17 protein-coding genes are annotated in these 19054 nt (G+C 57.1%); 10 read left to right on the top strand and 7 right to left on the bottom strand.

Going from position 1 to position 19054, the window contains the following annotated elements; all coding sequences use genetic code 11:
* Positions 1 to 17: 17 nt before the first annotated feature.
* The 8 genes from iolE (at position 18) to K3169_RS16390 (ending at position 10631) form a co-directional block, all read left to right on the top strand.
* Positions 18 to 911 (top strand): myo-inosose-2 dehydratase, encoded by an 894-nt coding sequence (iolE, locus tag K3169_RS16425; protein WP_263267178.1) that lies wholly within the window; start codon positions 18 to 20, stop codon positions 909 to 911.
* Complete coding sequence (gene iolB, locus K3169_RS16420) at positions 908 to 1696, top strand: 5-deoxy-glucuronate isomerase (RefSeq protein ID WP_027898410.1); 789 nt, start codon at positions 908 to 910, stop codon at positions 1694 to 1696. The genes iolE and iolB overlap by 4 nt, the downstream gene beginning before the upstream one ends.
* A gap of 24 nt (positions 1697 to 1720) precedes the next feature.
* Complete coding sequence (locus K3169_RS16415) at positions 1721 to 3223, top strand: CoA-acylating methylmalonate-semialdehyde dehydrogenase (RefSeq protein WP_263267177.1); 1503 nt, start codon at positions 1721 to 1723, stop codon at positions 3221 to 3223.
* 164 nt (positions 3224 to 3387) lie between these two features.
* The gene (gene iolD / locus K3169_RS16410; RefSeq protein ID WP_263267176.1) at positions 3388 to 5319 is read left to right on the top strand and encodes a 3D-(3,5/4)-trihydroxycyclohexane-1,2-dione acylhydrolase (decyclizing); all 1932 of its coding nucleotides are present in this window, start codon (positions 3388 to 3390) and stop codon (positions 5317 to 5319) included.
* Positions 5320 to 5526: 207 nt separating this feature from the next.
* Positions 5527 to 6537, top strand: coding sequence for a Gfo/Idh/MocA family protein (locus K3169_RS16405; RefSeq protein ID WP_263267175.1), 1011 nt, complete (start codon positions 5527 to 5529; stop codon positions 6535 to 6537).
* A gap of 475 nt (positions 6538 to 7012) precedes the next feature.
* Positions 7013 to 7948, top strand: coding sequence for a sugar ABC transporter substrate-binding protein (locus K3169_RS16400; RefSeq protein ID WP_231674629.1), 936 nt, complete (start codon positions 7013 to 7015; stop codon positions 7946 to 7948).
* 70 nt (positions 7949 to 8018) lie between these two features.
* Positions 8019 to 9572, top strand: coding sequence for a sugar ABC transporter ATP-binding protein (locus K3169_RS16395; protein WP_263267174.1), 1554 nt, complete (start codon positions 8019 to 8021; stop codon positions 9570 to 9572).
* A gap of 36 nt (positions 9573 to 9608) precedes the next feature.
* A complete protein-coding gene (locus tag K3169_RS16390; RefSeq protein ID WP_027898404.1) occupies positions 9609 to 10631 on the top strand; it encodes an ABC transporter permease in 1023 nt (340 codons plus the stop codon).
* Positions 10632 to 10724: 93 nt separating this feature from the next.
* On the opposite strand, the gene K3169_RS16385 is transcribed toward K3169_RS16390, so the two are convergent.
* The 4 genes from K3169_RS16385 to K3169_RS16370 all read right to left on the bottom strand — a co-directional run bounded on the left by K3169_RS16385 (position 10725) and on the right by K3169_RS16370 (position 14330).
* Positions 10725 to 12578, bottom strand: a complete 1854-nt coding sequence (locus K3169_RS16385; protein WP_263267173.1) for an ABC transporter ATP-binding protein — start codon at positions 12576 to 12578, stop codon at positions 10725 to 10727.
* 76 nt (positions 12579 to 12654) lie between these two features.
* Positions 12655 to 13110: a GNAT family N-acetyltransferase gene (locus tag K3169_RS16380; protein WP_231671907.1), complete on the bottom strand. Its 456-nt coding sequence runs from the start codon at positions 13108 to 13110 to the stop codon at positions 12655 to 12657.
* Positions 13111 to 13245: 135 nt separating this feature from the next.
* Positions 13246 to 13743: a hypothetical protein gene (locus K3169_RS16375; protein ID WP_122709035.1), complete on the bottom strand. Its 498-nt coding sequence runs from the start codon at positions 13741 to 13743 to the stop codon at positions 13246 to 13248.
* A gap of 113 nt (positions 13744 to 13856) precedes the next feature.
* Entirely contained in the window at positions 13857 to 14330 is a 474-nt protein-coding gene (locus tag K3169_RS16370; RefSeq protein ID WP_206361752.1) for a hypothetical protein, read from the bottom strand.
* Positions 14331 to 14520: 190 nt separating this feature from the next.
* On the opposite strand from K3169_RS16370, the gene K3169_RS16365 reads away from it, so the two are divergent.
* Positions 14521 to 14967 (top strand): GNAT family N-acetyltransferase, encoded by a 447-nt coding sequence (locus tag K3169_RS16365; protein ID WP_122709064.1) that lies wholly within the window; start codon positions 14521 to 14523, stop codon positions 14965 to 14967.
* Positions 14968 to 15144: 177 nt separating this feature from the next.
* Here K3169_RS16365 and K3169_RS16360 read toward each other — a convergent pair whose 3' ends face one another.
* Positions 15145 to 16071, bottom strand: a complete 927-nt coding sequence (locus K3169_RS16360) for an alpha/beta hydrolase (protein ID WP_263267172.1) — start codon at positions 16069 to 16071, stop codon at positions 15145 to 15147.
* Between the two features lie 121 nt (positions 16072 to 16192).
* On the opposite strand from K3169_RS16360, the gene K3169_RS16355 reads away from it, so the two are divergent.
* Positions 16193 to 17104 (top strand): LysR family transcriptional regulator, encoded by a 912-nt coding sequence (locus K3169_RS16355; protein ID WP_122805195.1) that lies wholly within the window; start codon positions 16193 to 16195, stop codon positions 17102 to 17104.
* 208 nt (positions 17105 to 17312) lie between these two features.
* Here K3169_RS16355 and alc read toward each other — a convergent pair whose 3' ends face one another.
* Together alc and K3169_RS16345 are read right to left on the bottom strand one after the other, a co-directional pair.
* Positions 17313 to 18317 (bottom strand): allantoicase, encoded by a 1005-nt coding sequence (gene alc / locus K3169_RS16350; protein ID WP_263267171.1) that lies wholly within the window; start codon positions 18315 to 18317, stop codon positions 17313 to 17315.
* 34 nt (positions 18318 to 18351) lie between these two features.
* Positions 18352 to 19038, bottom strand: coding sequence for an urea carboxylase-associated family protein (locus K3169_RS16345; protein WP_263267170.1), 687 nt, complete (start codon positions 19036 to 19038; stop codon positions 18352 to 18354).
* Positions 19039 to 19054: the final 16 nt, after the last annotated feature.

Genomic DNA, 19054 nt, shown 5'->3' with positions numbered 1-19054 from the left:
CAATAAAAGGTGCAGCCATGCCCGCAATCCGAATTGGCATCAACCCGATCTCCTGGAGCAACGACGATCTGCCGGCTTTGGGCGGTGAAACGCCTTTGAGCACTGCCCTTGCAGAAGGCAAGGACATCGGCTACGAAGGTTTCGAACTCAACGGCAAATTTCCCAAAGACGCCAAGGGCGTTGGTGATGTGCTGCGGCCTTACGGCCTGGCTCTGGTCTCCGGCTGGTACTCCAGCCGTCTGGCGCGGCGCTCGGTCGCCGAAGAGGTCGATGCCATTGCCGGACACCTCGACCTGCTCAGGCAAAATGGCGCTTCGGTGCTGGTCTATGGCGAAGTCGCCGACTCTATCCAGGGTTCACCCATACGGCTTATCGAACGACCACGCTTTCATAGCGAGCAAGCCTGGCAAGATTACGCCGACAAACTCACCGAGCTGGCGCGCTTCACGTTGTCGCAAGGTGTGCGTCTTGCCTACCACCATCATATGGGCGCCTACGTCGAATCCCCTGAAGACATCGACCAGCTCATGCGCCGGACGGGCCCTGAAGTGGGCCTGCTGTTTGACTCGGGCCATTGCTACATGGGCGGTGGCGAGCCCATCGAAGTGCTGCGCAAACACATCGATCGTGTCTGTCATATCCATTTCAAGGACGTGCGCAAACCAGTGGTGCAACTGGCTCGTAACCAGATGTGGAGCTTTCCTGACTGCATCGTCAACGGCACCTTCACGGTGCCCGGCGATGGCGATATCGACTTCGCGTCGTTGCTGGACGTACTGCTCGCAGCGAACTACGAGGGCTGGCTGGTGGTGGAAGCCGAGCAGGACCCGGCCGTGGCGCCCAGCTACATCTACGCCAAAAAGGGTTATGACACTTTGCGTGCACTTCTCAACGAGAGGGTTGGACAATGAGTCTGTTGGTCAAAAGCAACAAACATGGACAAACCATGGTCGCCCTGGAAGACGGCCGTCTGGATTACGTAGGTTTCGCTGCGTACCACCTGAGTCTGGGCGAAACCCTGCCGGTCAGTGCTGGCGACAAGGAGCTTTGCCTGGTGCTGCTCTGCGGTCGCGTGAACATCGAGGGTGAGTCCTTCAACTGGCAAAATCTGGGGGATCGTCAGTCGGTCTTTGACGACAAGTCGCCTTTTGCCGCTTACCTTCCGCCGGGCACAAGTGCTCAGGTGACTGCCTTGAGCGACGTGCAGATCGCCGTCTGCGCTGCGCCGGGTGCGCAGGGCTATGAGCCGCGGCTGATTCGACCCGAAGCCTGCAAGCGCAGCGTGCGCGGCAAAGGTGCCAACACTCGCTATGTGTGCGACATCCTGCCGGACAGCGAGCCAGCGCATTCACTGCTGGTCGTAGAGGTGCGTACGCCGTCCGGGCATTCGTCGAGTTACCCGCCGCACAAGCACGACACTGATGACCTGCCGCACCAGAGCTTTCTTGAAGAAACCTATTACCACCAGATCAATCCGCCTCAGGGCTATGTGTTCCAGCGCGTCTACACCGATGACCGCAGCATCGACGAGGCAATGGCCGTGGAAAACAGCGATCTGGTAGTGGTGCCAAAGGGTTATCACCCGGTGAGCGTGCCGTATGGCTACGAGTCTTATTACCTGAATGTGATGGCCGGTCCCAAACGCGCCTGGCATTTCCATAATGACCCGCAGCACAGCTGGCTGCTCGATCTCTAACCTTTTCGACGGAGAACAAGAACAATGAGCAGCATCAAGGTAATCGGCCACTACATCAACGGACAGGTGCAGGACGGCGCAAGCGAGCGTTTCAGCGAGGTATTCAATCCGGCCACGGGCGAGGTCCAGGCGCGCGTGGGCCTGGCCAGCCAGAAGACCGTCGATGATGCCGTCGCCTCGGCCCTCAAGGCGTTTCCGGAATGGTCGGAGCAGTCATCCCTGCGTCGTTCGCGGGTGCTGTTCAAGTTCAAGGAGCTGCTAGAACAGCACCATGACGAGTTGGCCGGGATCATCTGCCGTGAACACGGCAAGGTCTTTTCCGACGCCAAAGGTGAGGTGACCCGTGGTATCGAGATCGTCGAGTACGCCTGCGGTGCGCCCAATCTGTTGACCACCCGCTTCAGCGACAACATCGGCGGGGGCATCGACAACTGGAGCGTGCGCCAGCCCTTGGGCGTATGTGCCGGCATCACGCCGTTCAATTTTCCGGTGATGGTGCCGCTGTGGATGATCCCGATGGCTCTGGCCACCGGTAACTGTTTCATCCTCAAACCGTCCGAGCGCGATCCTTCCGCCAGTTTGCTGATGGCGCGCCTGCTCACCGAAGCCGGACTGCCCGAGGGCGTATTCAACGTGGTGCAAGGCGATAAAAGTGCGGTCGACGGTTTGCTGCAGCATCCGGACGTCGAAGCGATTTCCTTTGTCGGCTCAACGCCGATTGCCGAGTACATCTATCAGCAGGCGACCCAACGCGGCAAGCGCGTGCAGGCCTTGGGCGGTGCGAAGAACCATATGATCGTGATGCCCGACGCTGATCTCGATCAGGCGGCAGACGCTTTGATTGGCGCGGCGTACGGTTCGGCAGGTGAGCGCTGCATGGCGATCTCGATTGCCGTTGCAGTGGGTGATGTCGGTGACAAGTTGATCGACAAATTGTTGCCGCGTATCGACCGGCTGAAGGTCGGCAACGGCATGAACAACGACAGCGATATGGGGCCTTTGGTCACGGGCGTGCACAAGGCTAAAGTCGAGGGCTTTATAGATCAGGGCGTGGTCGAGGGCGCCAGACTCCTTGTCGACGGGCGTGGCTTCAAGGTGCCGGGCGCGGAGGGCGGGTTCTTCGTGGGGGCGACGCTGTTCGATAACGTCACCCCGGAAATGAGCATCTATCAGCAAGAAATTTTCGGACCGGTACTGGGCATTGTGCGCGTGGCAGATTTCGCCAGCGCAGTGGCCTTGATCAACGCCCATGAATTCGGCAATGGCGTGTCCTGCTTCACCAGCGATGGCGGCATTGCCCGAGCCTTTGCCCGCAGCATCAAGGTGGGCATGGTCGGCATCAACGTGCCGATCCCGGTGCCCATGGCCTGGCATTCCTTCGGCGGCTGGAAACGCTCGTTGTTTGGTGATCATCATGCCTATGGGGAAGAGGGCATTCGCTTCTACAGCCGTTACAAAAGCGTGATGCAACGCTGGCCTGACAGTATTGCCAAGGGCCCCGAGTTCAGCATGCCGACTGCCAAGTGACGTTTCCCAGTGGCACATAACAAATAGTGGAGCACAACAATAATGCAAACGTCTCTACGTTTTGCCCTCGACCGGAGGGACGCGCTCAAGCGTTCCCCGGTGGATATTCAGCAGGCATCGGGCGCCTGCTGCGTCCTCCAGAAAAACCAATAAGGGGGCGCGACATGACTACAACGAGACTGACCATGGCTCAGGCCCTGGTGAAGTTCCTGGATAACCAATACATCGAAGTCGATGGTGTGCAGAGCAAGTTTGTCGCCGGAGTCTTCACGATTTTCGGCCACGGCAATGTGCTCGGCCTCGGCCAGGCCCTTGAGCAGGACAGCGGCGATCTGGTGGTGCATCAGGGGCGCAATGAGCAGGGCATGGCCCATGCCGCCATCGGCTTTGCCAAACAACACCTGCGGCGCAAGATCTACGCGTGTACCTCGTCGGTAGGCCCGGGCGCGGCCAATATGCTCACCGCTGCCGCAACTGCCACGGCCAACCGTATTCCGCTGCTGCTGTTGCCCGGCGATATGTATGCGAGTCGACAGCCTGATCCGGTGTTGCAGCAGATCGAGCAGTTTCATGACCTGAGCATCAGCACCAACGACGCTTTCCGTTCTGTGAGCAAATACTGGGACCGCATCAACCGCCCAGAACAGTTGATGACAGCGGCGATTCACGCCATGCGTGTACTGACCGATCCGGCAGAAACCGGCACTGTCACCCTGGCTCTGCCGCAGGACGTACAGGCCGAAGCCTGGGATTATCCGGATTACTTCCTCCAGAAACGCGTGCATCGTCTGGATCGTCGACCACCGACTGAAGCTATGATGAAGGATGCCCTGGCCGCCTTCCACGGTAAACGCAACCCACTGATCATCTGTGGTGGTGGGGTCAAGTACTCCGGCGCGAATGCTGCACTTCAGGCATTTGCGGAGCGTTTCGATATTCCGTTTGCCGAAACCCAGGCCGGGAAAAGTGCAGTGCTTTCCAGCCACCCGCTGAATCTCGGCGGTATCGGCGAAACCGGTTGCCTTGCCGCAAACCTTTTGGCGCCGCAGGCGGACCTGATCATCGGTATCGGTACGCGTTATACCGACTTCACCACGTCGTCGAAGTCGCTGTTCAAGCACCCTGACGTGCAGTTTCTCAATATCAATATCAACCCTTGCGACGCGTTGAAACTGGACGGCGTGCAAGTGCTGTCAGACGCACACCTCGGGCTGGAGGCGTTGACGGACGTCTTGGGTGATTACCGTTCCGGCTGGGGTGAGCAGATCAGCACTGCCAAGGCGCAGTTGGAGGCGGAAGTGGACCGGGTTTATGAGGTTCGCTACCAGGGCGACAACTTCGTGCCAGAGGTTGATGACCGTCTTGATCGTGCGGTATTGCGGGAATTCATCGAGTTGACTGGCTCGTGCCTGACCCAGAGCCAGGTGCTGGGCGTGTTGAATGAAACGCTGGCCGACGACGCGATCATCGTCGCTGCGGCCGGCAGCCTGCCGGGTGATCTGCAGCGCGCGTGGCGCAGCAAGGGCGTCAACACCTACCACGTCGAGTATGGCTATTCGTGCATGGGCTATGAGGTCAACGCCGCCCTTGGCGTGAAACTCGCCGAACCCACCAAAGAGGTCTACGCCCTGGTCGGTGACGGCTCTTACATGATGCTGCATTCAGAGCTGGTCACCTCGATTCAGGAGCGGCGCAAGATCAACGTTGTGCTGCTCGACAACATGGCTTTCGGTTGCATCAACAACCTGCAGATCGGCAACGGCATGGACAGTTTTGGCACTGAATTCCGCTACCGCGACCCCGAGAGCGGCAAGCTTGATGGCGGCCTGGTGCCGGTGGATTTCGCCATGAGCGCGCAGGCCTATGGCTGCAAGACCTACAAGGTCAGCACCGTCGAGCAACTGCAGGCCTCTTTGGCCGATGCGCGTACTCAAACCGTCTCGACCCTGATTGATATCAAGGTACTGCCCAAGACCATGATCCACGGCTACCTGTCGTGGTGGCGGGTGGGTGTGGCGCAGGAGTCCACCAGCGAACGCACCAATGCCGCAGCGAAAAAAGTTAATGAGCAGTTGGCCAAGGCCCGGCAGTACTAAAAGCAAGAGTCGCCGCGGCGTTCCCGGCACCACGCTGTCGCGCGGCAAACGGGGACTTGTAGGAGCGCGCTTGCCCGCGATGGGATCTGGTCAGGGAACGCATTTTTCGCTGACGCACCGCATCGTCCGGATACGGCCCAGACCAAGCGCGCTCCTACAGAAATGAATTCCAAATCAGTCAGTTATTTTTTGATCGGAGAACTGTGTATGTCGTTGAAGCTAGGAGTGATCGGTACCGGCGCTATTGGCCGTGACCATATTCGTCGTTGCAGCCAGACTTTGCTTAATAGCCAGGTCATTGCGGTCACCGACATAGACCTCGAGCAGGCCGCCAAGGTGATTGCCGACCTCAAGCTGGACGCCGAGGTGTACCCCGACGGACATGCGCTGATCAATTCGCCACAGGTCGATGCCGTGCTGGTGACCTCATGGGGGCCGAGCCACGAAGAGTTTGTGCTCGCCGCCATTGCCGTTGGCAAACCGGTGTTCTGCGAAAAACCTCTGGCAGTCACCGCTGCTGGCTGCCGCGCTATCGTCGACGCGGAAGTGGCTTATGGCAAGCGCCTGGTACAAGTCGGCTTCATGCGCCCATACGATGAAGGTTATCGCGCGTTGAAAGCGGTGATCGACAGCGGCCAGATCGGCGAGCCGTTGATGTTGCACTGCGCGCACCGCAACCCGACAGTGGGCGAGCACTACAGGACCGACATGGCGATCACTGACACGCTGATCCACGAGCTGGATGTGTTGCGGTGGCTGCTCAACGATGACTACGTGTCGGTGCAAGTGGTATTTCCGCGCAAGTCCAGCAAAGCCCTGGCTCACCTGCGTGACCCGCAGATCGTGCTGCTGGAAACTGCGAGGGGCACGCGTATTGATGTAGAGGTGTTCGTGAACTGCCAGTACGGCTACGACATTCAGTGCGAAGTGGTGGGGGAGACCGGTATCGCCAAATTGCCTGAACCGTCCCAGGTGCAATTACGCAGTGGGGCGAAACTGTCCAACGCAATTCTGATGGACTGGAAGGATCGCTTCATTGGTGCCTATGACGTGGAATTACAGGCTTTTATCGATGGAGTGCGCGCCGGGCAAGTCGGTGGACCTTCTGCGTGGGATGGGTTTGCGGCAGCGGTGGCCGCAGATGCATGTATCGAAGCGCAAGGCAGTGAGCAGATTGTGCAGGTCAGCTTGCCGGAACGTCCGCGCTTCTACGGCTGATTTTATTGATGAGCGCCGGTCAGAATGTGCACGCAGGCAGTCTGCCTCTGCTGCGTGACGGGTTTTATTTCAATGAACGATGAGCCCCCACGGGTGGCTTGAATAAAGAAATGGAATTAAATTCTAAAACATATTGATATGGAAATTATTTTCCAATAAAGTCTTTTTCAGGTTGCATGAAGTACGTCCCGAACCTGATTTGGGCGACTCTACAAAAACAAGATCAAACAACCAGGTACCGTCAGATGAAAGTCTTCAACGTTGTACTGCGAGTTAATGCCCTGTCTGCAAGCCCCGCGTTCTGCCAAGCGCCCGGCCATTCCGCATCCCCTTTCCCAGCATGCTGCGTGTCGAACACAAAGGCGCCGGGATTCCCTGTATTCCAGGTGCACCAGTGGTTCGACTGCTGACCTCGCACGACCCGCTCTGATCAACGCAACGTCTTAAAAACAAAAATACTGGAGACAGACCGTTCATGAAGACCCCGATCCGTTTTACCGCGCTGGCTTTGTCCCTGTTGCTCGCCAGCGGATTTGCCACGGCTGCCGATCTGAAGATCGGCGTGAGCATGTCGCAGTTCGACGACACCTATCTGACCAACGTCCGTGAGCACATGGACAAGCAAGCCAAGTCCTATCCCAAGGGCGACGGTGTGCAACTGCAGTTCGAAGACGCACGTGCCGACGTGGTCAAGCAACTGAGTCAGGTCGAGAATTTCATTAGCCAGAAAGTCGATGCAATCATCGTCAACCCGGTGGATACGGCGTCCACGGCGCGGATCAGCAAGGAAGCAATCGAGGCGGGTATCCCGCTGGTGTATGTCAATCGCCGTCCCGACCAGGCTGATCTGCCCAAGGGCGTTGCGGCTGTGACGTCCAATGACGAAGAAGCGGGCAGGCTACAAATGCAGTACATCGCCGACAAACTCGGCGGCAAGGGCAAGATCGTGATTCTGTTGGGTGACCTGGCGAACAACTCCACCACCAACCGCACGAAGGGAGTGAAGGAAGTTCTGGCCAAGTACCCGGGCATCAAAATTGAGCAGGAACAAAGCGGCGTCTGGCTGCGCGACAAAGGCATGACACTGGTCAACGACTGGCTGACCCAAGGGCGTGAGTTTGACGCGGTGCTTGCCAATAACGATGAAATGGCAATTGGTGCAGCCATGGCGCTCAAGTCGGCCGGCACCAAGCCTGGCAGTGTGTTGATTGCAGGTGTGGACGGCACGCCGGATGGCCTGAACGCGATCTCCAAAGGCGAGATGGCCGTGTCGGTGTTTCAGGATGCCAAAGGCCAGGGCGTCGGCTCCCTTGAGGCGGCACGCCGGATGGCGAAGAAAGAGACGATCGAACAGAACATTGTCATCCCGTTCAAGTTGATCACTCCGGATAACGTCAAAGACTTCAAATAGCCCTGGCATAACAACAAAACAATCAGCTGACAGTGCGGCTTCGGCCGCCTCGCAGATGGAGTACCGCTTTATGTTCGCTCAAGCGACTGTCTCGCAGCCTCCCGCCATCCAGCCCCGGCTGCCGGAAGAGCCTTACCTGCTGGAAATCGTCAATATCAGCAAAGGTTTTCCCGGCGTTGTTGCTCTGGACGATGTGCAACTGCGCGTACGGCCGGGCTCGGTGCTGGCGCTGATGGGTGAGAACGGTGCGGGCAAGTCGACGCTGATGAAAATCATCGCCGGTATCTACCAGCCTGATGCCGGTGAAATTCGTCTGCGCGGCAAACCGATAGTGTTTGAAACACCGCTGGCGGCACAGAAGGCCGGGATCGCCATGATCCATCAGGAACTCAACCTGATGCCCCACATGAGCATCGCCGAGAATATCTGGATCGGCCGCGAACAGCTCAACAGCCTGCACATGGTCAACCACCGTGAAATGCACCGCTGTACCGCCCAACTGCTGGCCCGCCTGCGCATCAACCTCGATCCTGAGGAGCATGTGGGCAACCTGAGCATCGCCGAACGGCAGATGGTCGAGATTGCCAAGGCCGTGTCTTATGACTCCGACATCCTGATCATGGATGAGCCGACCTCGGCCATTACCGACAAGGAAGTGGCCCATCTGTTTTCGATCATTGCCGACCTCAAGTCTCAGGGCAAAGGCATCATCTACATCACCCATAAAATGAACGAAGTGTTCGCTATTGCTGATGAGGTGGCAGTATTTCGCGATGGTCGTTACATCGGCCTGCAGCGCGCCGACAGCATGAATAGCGACAGCCTTATTTCGATGATGGTGGGCCGTGAGCTGAGCCAGTTGTTTCCGGTGCGTGAGAAGCCCATCGGCGATTTGCTCTTGTCGGTACGAGACCTGCGCCTGGATGGCGTGTTCAAGGACGTATCCTTTGATCTGCACGCTGGCGAGATTCTGGGCATCGCCGGACTCATGGGCTCGGGCCGTACCAATGTAGCGGAAACCATTTTTGGTATTACCCCCGCCAGTGGCGGCGAGATACTTCTCGACGGCCAAGCGCTACGTATTACCGATCCGCACATGGCGATCGACAAAGGCTTTGCCCTGCTGACCGAGGACCGCAAGCTGAGTGGCTTGTTCCCATGCCTGTCGGTGCTGGAAAACATGGAGATGGCGGTGCTGCCGCATTATTCGGGCCACGGCTTTATTCAACAAAAAGCCCTGCGCGTGTTGTGCGAGGACATGTGCAAGAAACTTCGGGTGAAAACCCCCTCCCTTGAACAGTGCATCGACACGCTGTCCGGTGGCAACCAGCAGAAAGCCTTGCTGGCGCGCTGGCTGATGACCAACCCGCGCCTTCTGATCCTTGACGAACCCACCCGTGGCATCGATGTCGGCGCCAAGGCCGAGATCTATCGCCTGATCTCTTTCCTTGCGAGTGAAGGCATGGCAGTGATCATGATTTCCTCTGAGTTGCCGGAGGTGTTGGGCATGAGTGACCGGGTCATGGTGATGCATGAGGGCGATCTGATGGGCATCCTGGATCGCGATGAAGCGACCCAGGAAAAAGTCATGCAACTGGCTTCCGGAATGACGGCGCTCCACTGATCCACAGAATAAGCAGAATAAAAAGGGTGACGGGTTATGAACGCAATAACGGAAAACAAATCGGCCACAGTGCCGACCAAAAATCGTCGACGTATGCCTACCGAACTCAGCATCTTCCTTGTGCTGATCGGCATTGGTCTGGTGTTTGAACTGTTCGGCTGGATCGTGCGTGATCAAAGCTTCCTGATGAATTCCCAGCGTCTGGTGTTGATGATCCTGCAGGTATCGATTATCGGCCTGCTGGCAATCGGCGTGACTCAGGTGATTATCACCACGGGCATCGACCTGTCCTCGGGATCAGTGCTGGCGTTGTCTGCGATGATTGCCGCCAGCCTGGCGCAAACCTCTGACTTTTCCCGAGCAGTGTTTCCCAGCCTGACGGATTTACCGGTATGGATCCCGGTGGCGATGGGACTTGGTGTGGGGCTACTGGCGGGCGCAATCAATGGCAGCATCATCGCCGTCACGGGTATCCCGCCGTTTATTGCGACCCTGGGGATGATGGTTTCGGCCCGTGGCCTGGCCCGTTATTACACCGAAGGCCAGCCAGTGAGCATGCTTTCGGATTCGTACACGGCCATTGGTCATGGTGCGATGCCGGTAATTATTTTTCTGGTAGTGGCGGTGATTTTCCATATCGCTTTGCGCTACACCAAATACGGCAAGTACACCTACGCCATTGGCGGCAACATGCAGGCGGCGCGCACGTCGGGGATCAACGTCAAGCGTCATTTGATCATCGTCTACAGCATCGCCGGTTTGCTCGCGGGACTGGCGGGTGTGGTGGCCTCGGCACGTGCGGCCACCGGTCAGGCGGGCATGGGCATGTCCTATGAGCTGGATGCGATTGCCGCCGCTGTCATCGGCGGCACCAGCCTGGCTGGCGGAGTAGGGCGCATCACCGGCACGGTCATCGGTGCGTTGATCCTTGGCGTAATGGCCAGCGGGTTCACCTTTGTCGGTGTGGATGCCTACATACAGGACATCATCAAGGGCTTGATCATCGTGATTGCGGTGGTGATCGACCAGTACCGCAACAAGCGCAAACTCAAGCGCTGAAAGGGTCAGTGCTGCCGTTTTTGGTCGACGGCAGCGCTGGATTCTATGGATGTTAATCAATTCGCAAATTACCCAATCAACCGCAGCTCAAGCTTATTCCGTCGTCTCGACTACGCCTTGATCTTCTCCCAGAAACCCGCCGCTCTGGTGATGCCATAGCCGCGCATAGGTACCATTCTTGGCAAGCAACTCGGCATGGGTGCCTTGTTCAATGATACGACCGTCATCCATGACGATCAGCCTGTCCATGGCAGCGATGGTGGAGAGGCGATGAGCGATAGCAATCACGGTTTTGCCCTGCATCATTTCATCAAGACTTTCCTGAATCGCCACTTCGACTTCCGAGTCCAGCGCGCTGGTCGCCTCGTCGAGTAGCAGGATCGGGGCGTTCTTGAGCATTACCCGGGCAATTGCAACCCGTTGACGCTGGCCGCCCGACAGCTTGATACCACGCTCACCCACCAGGGTGTCGTAACCGGAATGGCCTTGCTTGTCACTCAACTGGCTGATGAACCCATCGGCCTGGGCGTTGACCGCGGCAGTACGGACTTGCTCGTCGGTGGCGTCGGGCCGACCATAAGCGATGTTGTCGCGGATGGAACGGTGCAGCAGGGAGGTGTCCTGCGTCACCATGCCAATGGCGCTGCGCAAGCTGTCCTGAGTAACGTGCGCAATGTTTTGCCCGTCGATGCTGATCGTGCCGTTGTCCACGTCATAGAAACGCAACAGCAGGTTGATCAGGGTTGATTTACCAGCACCGGAGCGACCCACCAGGCCGATTTTCTCGCCCGGACGAATAGTCAGGTTCAGGGCATCAAGCACCTGACGTTCGCCGTTGTAGTTGAAGCTCACGTTGTCGAAGGTGACCGCGCCGCCCTTTGTCAACAGCGTGGCCGCGTTTGGCGCGTCCTGAACTTTGGGGCCGCGGGTCAAAGTGGCCATGCCATCTTGAACGGTGCCGATGTTCTCGAACAGCGACGTCATTTGCCACATGATCCAGTGGGACATGCCATTGATGCGCAACGCCATGGCGGTAATCGCCGCCACAGCACCCGTGCCGACCTCACCCTGATGCCACAGCCACAGGGCGTAGCCACCTGCACCCATGATCAAAGCCACGACCAAGGCCTGGTTGACGATCTCGAACTGGCTGACCAGACGCATCTGGCGCAAACCAGTGACTTTGAAGTCCTCCATCGCTGCACGCGCGAAATGCGCTTCCCGTTTCGAGTGCGAGAACAGCTTTACCGTGGTGATGTTGGTGTAGGCGTCCGAAACACGTCCGGTCATTGATGAACGCGCATTGGCCTGTTCCTGGCCGACCTTGCCCAGGCGAGGCACGAAGTACCGCATGGCCAGACCAAACAACGCGATCCAGGCAATGAAAGGCAGCATCAACCTCAGGTCGAAGTTACCGGCCAATGCGATGATCGCAATGAAATAAACCCCAATCCCGGGGGCGATCTCGATAAGGGTAAACAGTACCTCACGCACGGACAGCGCCGTTTGCATGACTTTGGTGGTGACCCGGCCGGAGAACTCGTCTGAGAAGAAAGAAAGGCTTTGTCGCAACATCAACCGGTGGAAATCCCAGCGCAGCCGCAAGGGCAAATTGATCGCCAGGACCTGGTGCTGCACCATCGTGCGCAACGCCACCAGCCCGATGCTGGTGACCAATATGATGCCGATGCTCCACAGCACGCTGCTTTCCTGAGCGGCCGCATCGCCGCCGGCTTGCCAGGTCGACAGCATGTCCACGACCTGCCCGAGGAATGAAAACAGCCAGGCTTCGTAAATCGATACCCCTGCGCTGAGCAGCGCAAACGCAAGGATGTAGCCACGGGCACCCCGCGTGCAGGCCCACAGAAACCGCGCCAGGCCGTCGGGCGGCGGCGGGACTTCATCAGGCGGGAAGGGGTCGAGCCATTGTTCAAACGCGCGAAGCATGGTGATCTCCAAAACGATCCAGTGCGAAGATTCTTGCACTTAAAGGCGGCTTAAGGATTTTTGATTGGGTGGGAAGTTACTTGTTCAGAACTTTTTCCATGATGATCGTGCGCTCTGCGCCGTGGAACTCGTCCCTGAGCTTCTGGAAGCCCAGCGACAGATAAAACCCTTCGGCCGTGATTGAGGAGGGCACCCGCAACCGTTTGATCCCGCTCTGCGTTGCGACGGCTTCGAGGTTCGACATCAGCCGATGGCCTATGCCTTTCCCTTGATGGGCCGGCTCAACAAACATACTCCGCACGATGTCTTGATCAAGACTTGCGGTTGCAATGACATGATCATCAAAGCACGCGACATACACCTGGCGGCAGGTCATAAAGTGCAGAATCGCCGTGGGTGAGAAGCTTTGCTGTACGCGCTCGATGATGTCTGACGAATAATCCTGGGCATTGGATTCGCGCAGTGCTGCCACGATAATCCTGCTGATGGCGGGGGCGTCCGTGTTTATCGCGTTTCGGATGACACAGTCCATTGGGTACTCGTTCGTGCATTGAGTTGATGGGTTGGCGACTGGAGGGTTAATCATCCATCAGACAATCGAGCTTACTGCCCGAGAGCGAAGTCTGTAGATCAACCGCTTTTGTTGCCCAGCGGTTCGGGTACCACCTTATTCCGGCTGCATTTTCCGGTTCCAGCCCAAAGTGTCGGCACAGGGTGCCAACCATTGCCGGATTTTTGGATTGCTCGCCAGGACCTCGGGTTCCAGCAAGCGCGCCCCGACATTGGCATGACGCAGGAAATGCACCCCTAGGCACTGCTCCAGTTGCCCGGCAAGCAAGGGGAAGTCCATGAGGTTGTGCAGTCGTGGCCACTTGATCTGTTTGCGGTAGCGCAGTTGCCGGGACTCGATGCGCAGGTCATCATTCGAGCGCCACTGGACGTTGAACAGATTGTCATGACGAGACAGGTCGACCCGCCAGCTCCCATTGGCCGGGATGTTCAGATCAAGTTTCAGACTGTCGGGCCGCAGCTTGTTGCGCCTATAGAACCAGTGCTCAGGTGGCTCGTTGCTCAGGTCAATGGAGCAGCCACTGTATGACACCTCGTCTACTCCGAAGCTGGCGAACCATTCAGCGATTTCAGGGTAGGTGGAGTGATCGAACATACCTGGCCTCGTGTTGAGAACGCGTCAGAAAGTGCATCAGCTTTATTGCGTGTCAAACGGGGTCATGTGAAGCAGCGACCGACAATCGTCTGACCGCTTTTGGCCGGTCGCACTCAGGCCCACTCATGCTCGGTCAGCCTTTTGAATTCTGATAGCGCCTCTTGAAACTGTACTCTAGGGAAAGACACTGGCTGATTCATCTGATTCCAGTCCACCGCAGTGATGACGCCGGAAATGGTATCGACGGCTCGACCAAAACGCTCCCAAATGACAGTGTCACCCCTTATCACTTGCTCAACCACCGCAACCGTGCAGCTCAGGTCCATGTCGTCCGAACAGACCAACAGTGGCACGATGGTCGAACAGTTTTCCATGACAGGTTCGAGAATCCTCCACGCGTAGTTCGAGTCATCGTCGTCAATCAACCAGCCTTGCGCAGGAACCAGTCCGTTGGTTTCGTCGTTGCCCTCACCGTCGTAAACGACGCCTTTGATCCAGTTCGCAAGTGGAATGGAGTCAATGGTGAGCACCGGGTGTGGAGCTCTCGTGTGTTTCGATTGGTACATCGTGGCGCTGATGATATTCATGCGGGGCTCAAGCGTTGAATTGACCATGGCGTATCGGGAAGTCATTTAAGGTTTCATATAAGCCTATCAAAAACTGGCGACTTACATGATGTGTCCGACTCCGGTCGCCCGAAAACAGCCCGTCGACATCTGCGCTTATGATCTGCCAGAGTATCAATCGCACGCCATGCCCCTCACAGAAGGTATATGTTTGATCCGTCCAGCTGAAGCACAAGATGAGCCTGCTATAAGGCACTGCGCTGAACAGGCCTACGCCCGCTATATACCTGCAATCGGTCGCAAACCTGCGCCCATGACTGCCGACTTTGCAGCGCAAATTGCAGCCGGGACCGTTTACGTGGCAACCGATGAAAACGCCAGGTTTGAAGGTTTCGTGGTGTTTTATGCCGAGCAGCAGCATGTGCTGCTGGAAAATGTGGCGGTGATGCCCAGCGCAACAGGACGCGGGGTAGGCAAATCACTGATCCGCTTTTGTGAAGAAACCAGCCGACAGCTCGGAATGAGTGCAGTGCATCTTTATACAAACGAGAAGATGGCGGACAACCTCCTGATCTACCCCAGGCTTGGGTATATAGAGTTGGGGCGACGCACCGAGCATGGTTTCGAACGCGTCTATTTCGAAAAAAAACTGGTCTGATGAAGTTCGGAGGTGCGTTCCGTCTGGCTAATTGAGTTGTTCGGAAAACAACTTCTCGGGAAGAAAGTGTGAAGCCCGGGAACGTTTATCGCGATGCTATCAGCCTGAACGCCGGACAAATCCAGTCTATGGGTTAACCGCGACAGCCGAGAAAACTGTCGCGGTCTATTTGCATGTTTAGCGACTAGCGTCTGCCAGGCCAATCTCAATGAAGCGAACGGAACTCTCCATCGCTTGCTGACCTTCCGGCAACAGGGTGGCGTAGAAGTGCCAGGCATGGAACATCGCTGGCCATACTTCCAGATTGACGCGAACGCGGTTGTCAGCAAGGTGAGTTGCGAGACGCATCGCATCACTCAACATCAACTCGTTCTCTCCGATTTGAACCAAAATTGGCGGAAGACCTGTGACGTCCGCGAATACAGGAGAGGCCAGAGGATGATTGGCCAATGTGTCGCCCAGGAACGCTCTGGCAAGGATATCCAGCACTGGCTTGGAGTTCAGAGGATCCAGCCCCTCACGATTGCTCATCGAGGCGCCGGTATGTTCAAGGTTTGCCCACGGAGAAATGGATGAGCCAACCGCAGGTAATGGAAGTCCTTTGGATTTCGCCGCCACCATCACGCTGACAACCATCGCACCGCCAGCTGACTCACCAGAAAATGCAATCTTGTTAGCCGGGATTTTCTGCTCCAGCAACCACTCGTAGGCGCGCAATGTGTCGCCGATGGGCGCGGGAAACTTATGCTCTGGGGCGAGGCGATAGTCCGGCATATAAACACGAGCACCCAGCATTTTTGCGTAGTTGCCGCCGATCCCGTGATAGCCGTCTGGACGCCCGACAATGTAAGCCCCGCCGTGGATGTACATCAATACCGCATCGGTTTTGACTTCATCTGGAGTAACCAGTGTGCCAGGCACACCACCCATGTCGACTGATTCAAATTTGACGCCAGCAGGCGCAGGATTTTGCGCGAGCATCTTTGCGTAGGAGTCGCGGATGTCGCTCATTTTTGTGGTGGTGTCGATGCCCTTCAGAACGGGTACCAGATCGCCAAGGCTGTTGGCCCAGGTTTGGACGGCTGCTTGTACTTCAGTTTTCATAAAACCTCAATTGATCGTTGGGCGGTGGATTAGCTAATTGAGATACTATGCTTGGAATTGGGGAATAGGGTTCCCCATAGCAGGTGCCAAATAGCCCGAACCTTGAGACTGCAGAGGCTCCATGGAACTTCACAACCTGAACGATATAGCCGCCTTTGTAAGTTCGGTAAACGCTGGGAGCTTCACTGGAGCGGCAAAGCACCTCGGCCTCACACGCTCGGCGGTGGGGAAGTCGATAGTCAGACTCGAAACTCGCTTACAGGTACGCTTGCTCAATCGCACCACGCGTAGTTTGAGCATGACGGATGACGGTCAGGTTCTTTATGAGCGCTGTGTGGGGGTTCTTCAGGATCTGGACGACGTAGAAGATGCCCTTGCTTTTCGTCGCTCGACACCCAGTGGACGACTGCGGATTAGCCTGCCGGTTGCACTCGGCAGGCTCCACGTCCTCCAGCACGTGGAGCGTTGCCTGAAGGATTGGCCATCATTGAGCGTGGATATCGCTTTTTCCGACAGGCTGGTGGACCTGATTGATGAGGGTTTTGATTTGGCCATTCGGATTGGGCCTCCCAAGGAAGATTCTCGGTTGCTGACGCGCACAGTGGCTTACCAACAAATGATTACCTGCGCTTCACCCAGGTATCTCGCTGAGCATGCCCCACCTGAAACGCCTGAAGATTTATCCGGTCACCAGTGCCTGCATTTTGTGAGCGGGGGGCGATTGCTTCCCTGGAATTATCGAGTGAATGGTAGCTCTGTACCCGTTTTCCATGGTGGGAGGTTACAGATGGACAGCGCTGAGTCATTGCATCAGTCAGCTGTCGCTGGCCTTGGCATTACGACTCTTCCCTCCTACGTGGTTAACGAGGATTTGAGAAGCGGCAAGCTTGTTCAATTGCTCGCAGCCTATGCAGAGGCCGAAGAGCCTATTCGGGTGATCTACCCTAGCAAACGGCATCTTTCACCAAAAATTCGACTCTTCATCGATAAGCTTGTGGAGGCTTGGTCGCCTCGTCCGCCATGGGGGGAATGATTCGGTTGAGTACACTGAAATTGACTTGAAAGGTTGGCATTCCCCATCGCTCAATGGAAACCTGATCGCCACCGATGGCAGCAAATCAAATCCGTCCACAATCTCGATTTTCATGCTCCAGCGCGTTTTTGCACATTCTTCGCCGATGGGGGGCAGCTCTGATGGCGACATCACGCTACGGATCCCCCATATCTTATCGTTCATGTCATTAAACAGCGCCAGCCACCGGTTTGCCGAACAGCCTCAATCGACTAACGCCGCCATCCGGAAAGACGTTCAATCGTACGTGGGTGATCGGTCCCAGGCTGGCCAGTTCTGCCTCATAGAAATGCTCTCGATCCATCTCCATTTTTTGCTCCGGCAAAAGCTCGCGCCAGAAGAGGCTTTGCGTTTCGATCTGGCCGTCAGTGCCACCTTTTACGCAGGCGGCCTGGATCGACAAACGATCCGGATAATTGCCTTTGTAGTGCAGCGTGTCGACCACGATGCGTTCAACGACTCCGGCCACACCTAACGCAACGATCACCCAGTCATTACCCGGGGTGCGACGTCTGGCAGTTTCCCAGCCCTCGGCCATGACCGCTGCGCGGCCGGGATTGATGATATTGCCCATCTGGCCGTAATGCTCGTCCGAACAGGCGATGGCGCGACCGCCGTTGAGGGCGGCGCACAAGTCCACGCTCTCGTCCGGATCGATGTTTGACCAGTCCTTGTGCGGGATGCCGTAGACCCGCAACCGCGCGACGCCGCCGTCGGGAAAGATGTTCAGGCGCAAGTGGCTGTAGGGTTGATCGTCGTTGATGGCGTGATAATGGTGACTGTCACCGCTCAACTCCACTGCACCGAGCACTTCGGTCCAGACGGTATTTTCGTCGGGATCGGCGCCTTCCAGAAAGCAGGCCTCAATGGATGCCGACGGCGGGAAGTTGCCGGTGAAGAACGAGGTATCGATGTCTACGCCCTTGAGCGTGCCCGCCACACCCAGGCGGATCACCGCATGGTCGTAACCTTCGTGACGCTTGCGGCGGGATTCCCAGCCGTCCATCCATTTGCCGTTGTTGTCGAATACATCGGCCTTGAATATCGCGGGCGTGTGCTGAAACAGACGATTGACGTCGGCGAACCAGTCATCCGTGACGGACAAGGCGACTGCGCCCAGGCGTGCGTCTGCCAGGTTCAGGTATTTTTCGAATGCGTGTTGGGGGATCTTCATGACGCTACCTCTGAAATAGGGTGCCGAGCGCTGCTCACTGTTGCGCTGACTTCACGTGGTCCGGCACCCAGGGGCCTTTCACCTGAATGGCTGGAAATGCCTGGTCAATAATCTGCAAATCAGCGTCTTTGGGCGTGTTGTCGCCCTGGCCCTGAATGTTGACGATGTCCTGCGGGCATGCGGAAAACGCGACGAAGCAATCCATCTCCGCGCGTAACGTGATGTAGTCACCGGGGTTGGTGACTGTGGGCAAAGTGGCCAGGGTGATGTTGTCTGGCTGAACGCGGATGTTCATGAAAATGTTGAACGAAGCCAGGTTCCGTCGTGGCGGCGTCACGCCCAGTTCCAGCATGCCTTCGAACAGGTTATCGCTGCAGTTGCGATGGTAGTGGGTGCAGCCGAGCAGTTCGTAACGACGGCGGTCGCAGGCTGCCATGAAGGTGTCATGCACGCCCGGCGATGTGTCTTCAACCAGCGTCAGGATCGGGTGGCGCGCACTGGTGACGAAGCTGTCACCCACCACCGGATTCAGGTGCTGAGTCCATACCCGGGTCGCTTCCATGCACATGAATTCTTCAAGGTCATAGGCATTCCAGGCCCAGCAGTCCACCACTTGGGTGCCGTGGGTATTGATCACACGCACCGTTTGCCCGGCTTTCAGGCGCACAGCTTTACCGTGGCCAGCGGGAATGGTCAGGGAGGAAGTCGGCATTACAGACATGGGGAACTCCAGTTCA

Source organism: Pseudomonas phytophila (genome assembly GCF_025643095.1).
Classification (GTDB): Bacteria; Pseudomonadota; Gammaproteobacteria; order Pseudomonadales; family Pseudomonadaceae; genus Aquipseudomonas; species Aquipseudomonas quasicaspiana.
This window is presented reverse-complemented; position numbering and strand designations above follow the sequence as displayed.

Excerpts from the sequence above, each read along its gene's own strand:
- alc (WP_263267171.1), bottom strand. The coding sequence starts at position 18,317 with ATGAAGATCCCCCAACACGCATTCGAAAAATACCTGAACCTGGCAGAC.
- K3169_RS16375 (WP_122709035.1), bottom strand. The coding sequence starts at position 13,743 with ATGTTCGATCACTCCACCTACCCTGAAATCGCTGAATGGTTCGCCAGC.
- K3169_RS16355 (WP_122805195.1), top strand. The coding sequence starts at position 16,193 with ATGGAACTTCACAACCTGAACGATATAGCCGCCTTTGTAAGTTCGGTA.
- K3169_RS16360 (WP_263267172.1), bottom strand. The coding sequence starts at position 16,071 with ATGAAAACTGAAGTACAAGCAGCCGTCCAAACCTGGGCCAACAGCCTT.
- iolE (WP_263267178.1), top strand. The coding sequence starts at position 18 with ATGCCCGCAATCCGAATTGGCATCAACCCGATCTCCTGGAGCAACGAC.
- K3169_RS16415 (WP_263267177.1), top strand. The coding sequence starts at position 1,721 with ATGAGCAGCATCAAGGTAATCGGCCACTACATCAACGGACAGGTGCAG.
- K3169_RS16390 (WP_027898404.1), top strand. The coding sequence starts at position 9,609 with ATGAACGCAATAACGGAAAACAAATCGGCCACAGTGCCGACCAAAAAT.
- K3169_RS16370 (WP_206361752.1), bottom strand. The coding sequence starts at position 14,330 with ATGAATATCATCAGCGCCACGATGTACCAATCGAAACACACGAGAGCT.
- iolD (WP_263267176.1), top strand. The coding sequence starts at position 3,388 with ATGACTACAACGAGACTGACCATGGCTCAGGCCCTGGTGAAGTTCCTG.
- K3169_RS16400 (WP_231674629.1), top strand. The coding sequence starts at position 7,013 with ATGAAGACCCCGATCCGTTTTACCGCGCTGGCTTTGTCCCTGTTGCTC.
- K3169_RS16395 (WP_263267174.1), top strand. The coding sequence starts at position 8,019 with ATGTTCGCTCAAGCGACTGTCTCGCAGCCTCCCGCCATCCAGCCCCGG.
- K3169_RS16380 (WP_231671907.1), bottom strand. The coding sequence starts at position 13,110 with ATGGACTGTGTCATCCGAAACGCGATAAACACGGACGCCCCCGCCATC.
- iolB (WP_027898410.1), top strand. The coding sequence starts at position 908 with ATGAGTCTGTTGGTCAAAAGCAACAAACATGGACAAACCATGGTCGCC.
- K3169_RS16345 (WP_263267170.1), bottom strand. The coding sequence starts at position 19,038 with ATGTCTGTAATGCCGACTTCCTCCCTGACCATTCCCGCTGGCCACGGT.
- K3169_RS16385 (WP_263267173.1), bottom strand. The coding sequence starts at position 12,578 with ATGCTTCGCGCGTTTGAACAATGGCTCGACCCCTTCCCGCCTGATGAA.
- K3169_RS16405 (WP_263267175.1), top strand. The coding sequence starts at position 5,527 with ATGTCGTTGAAGCTAGGAGTGATCGGTACCGGCGCTATTGGCCGTGAC.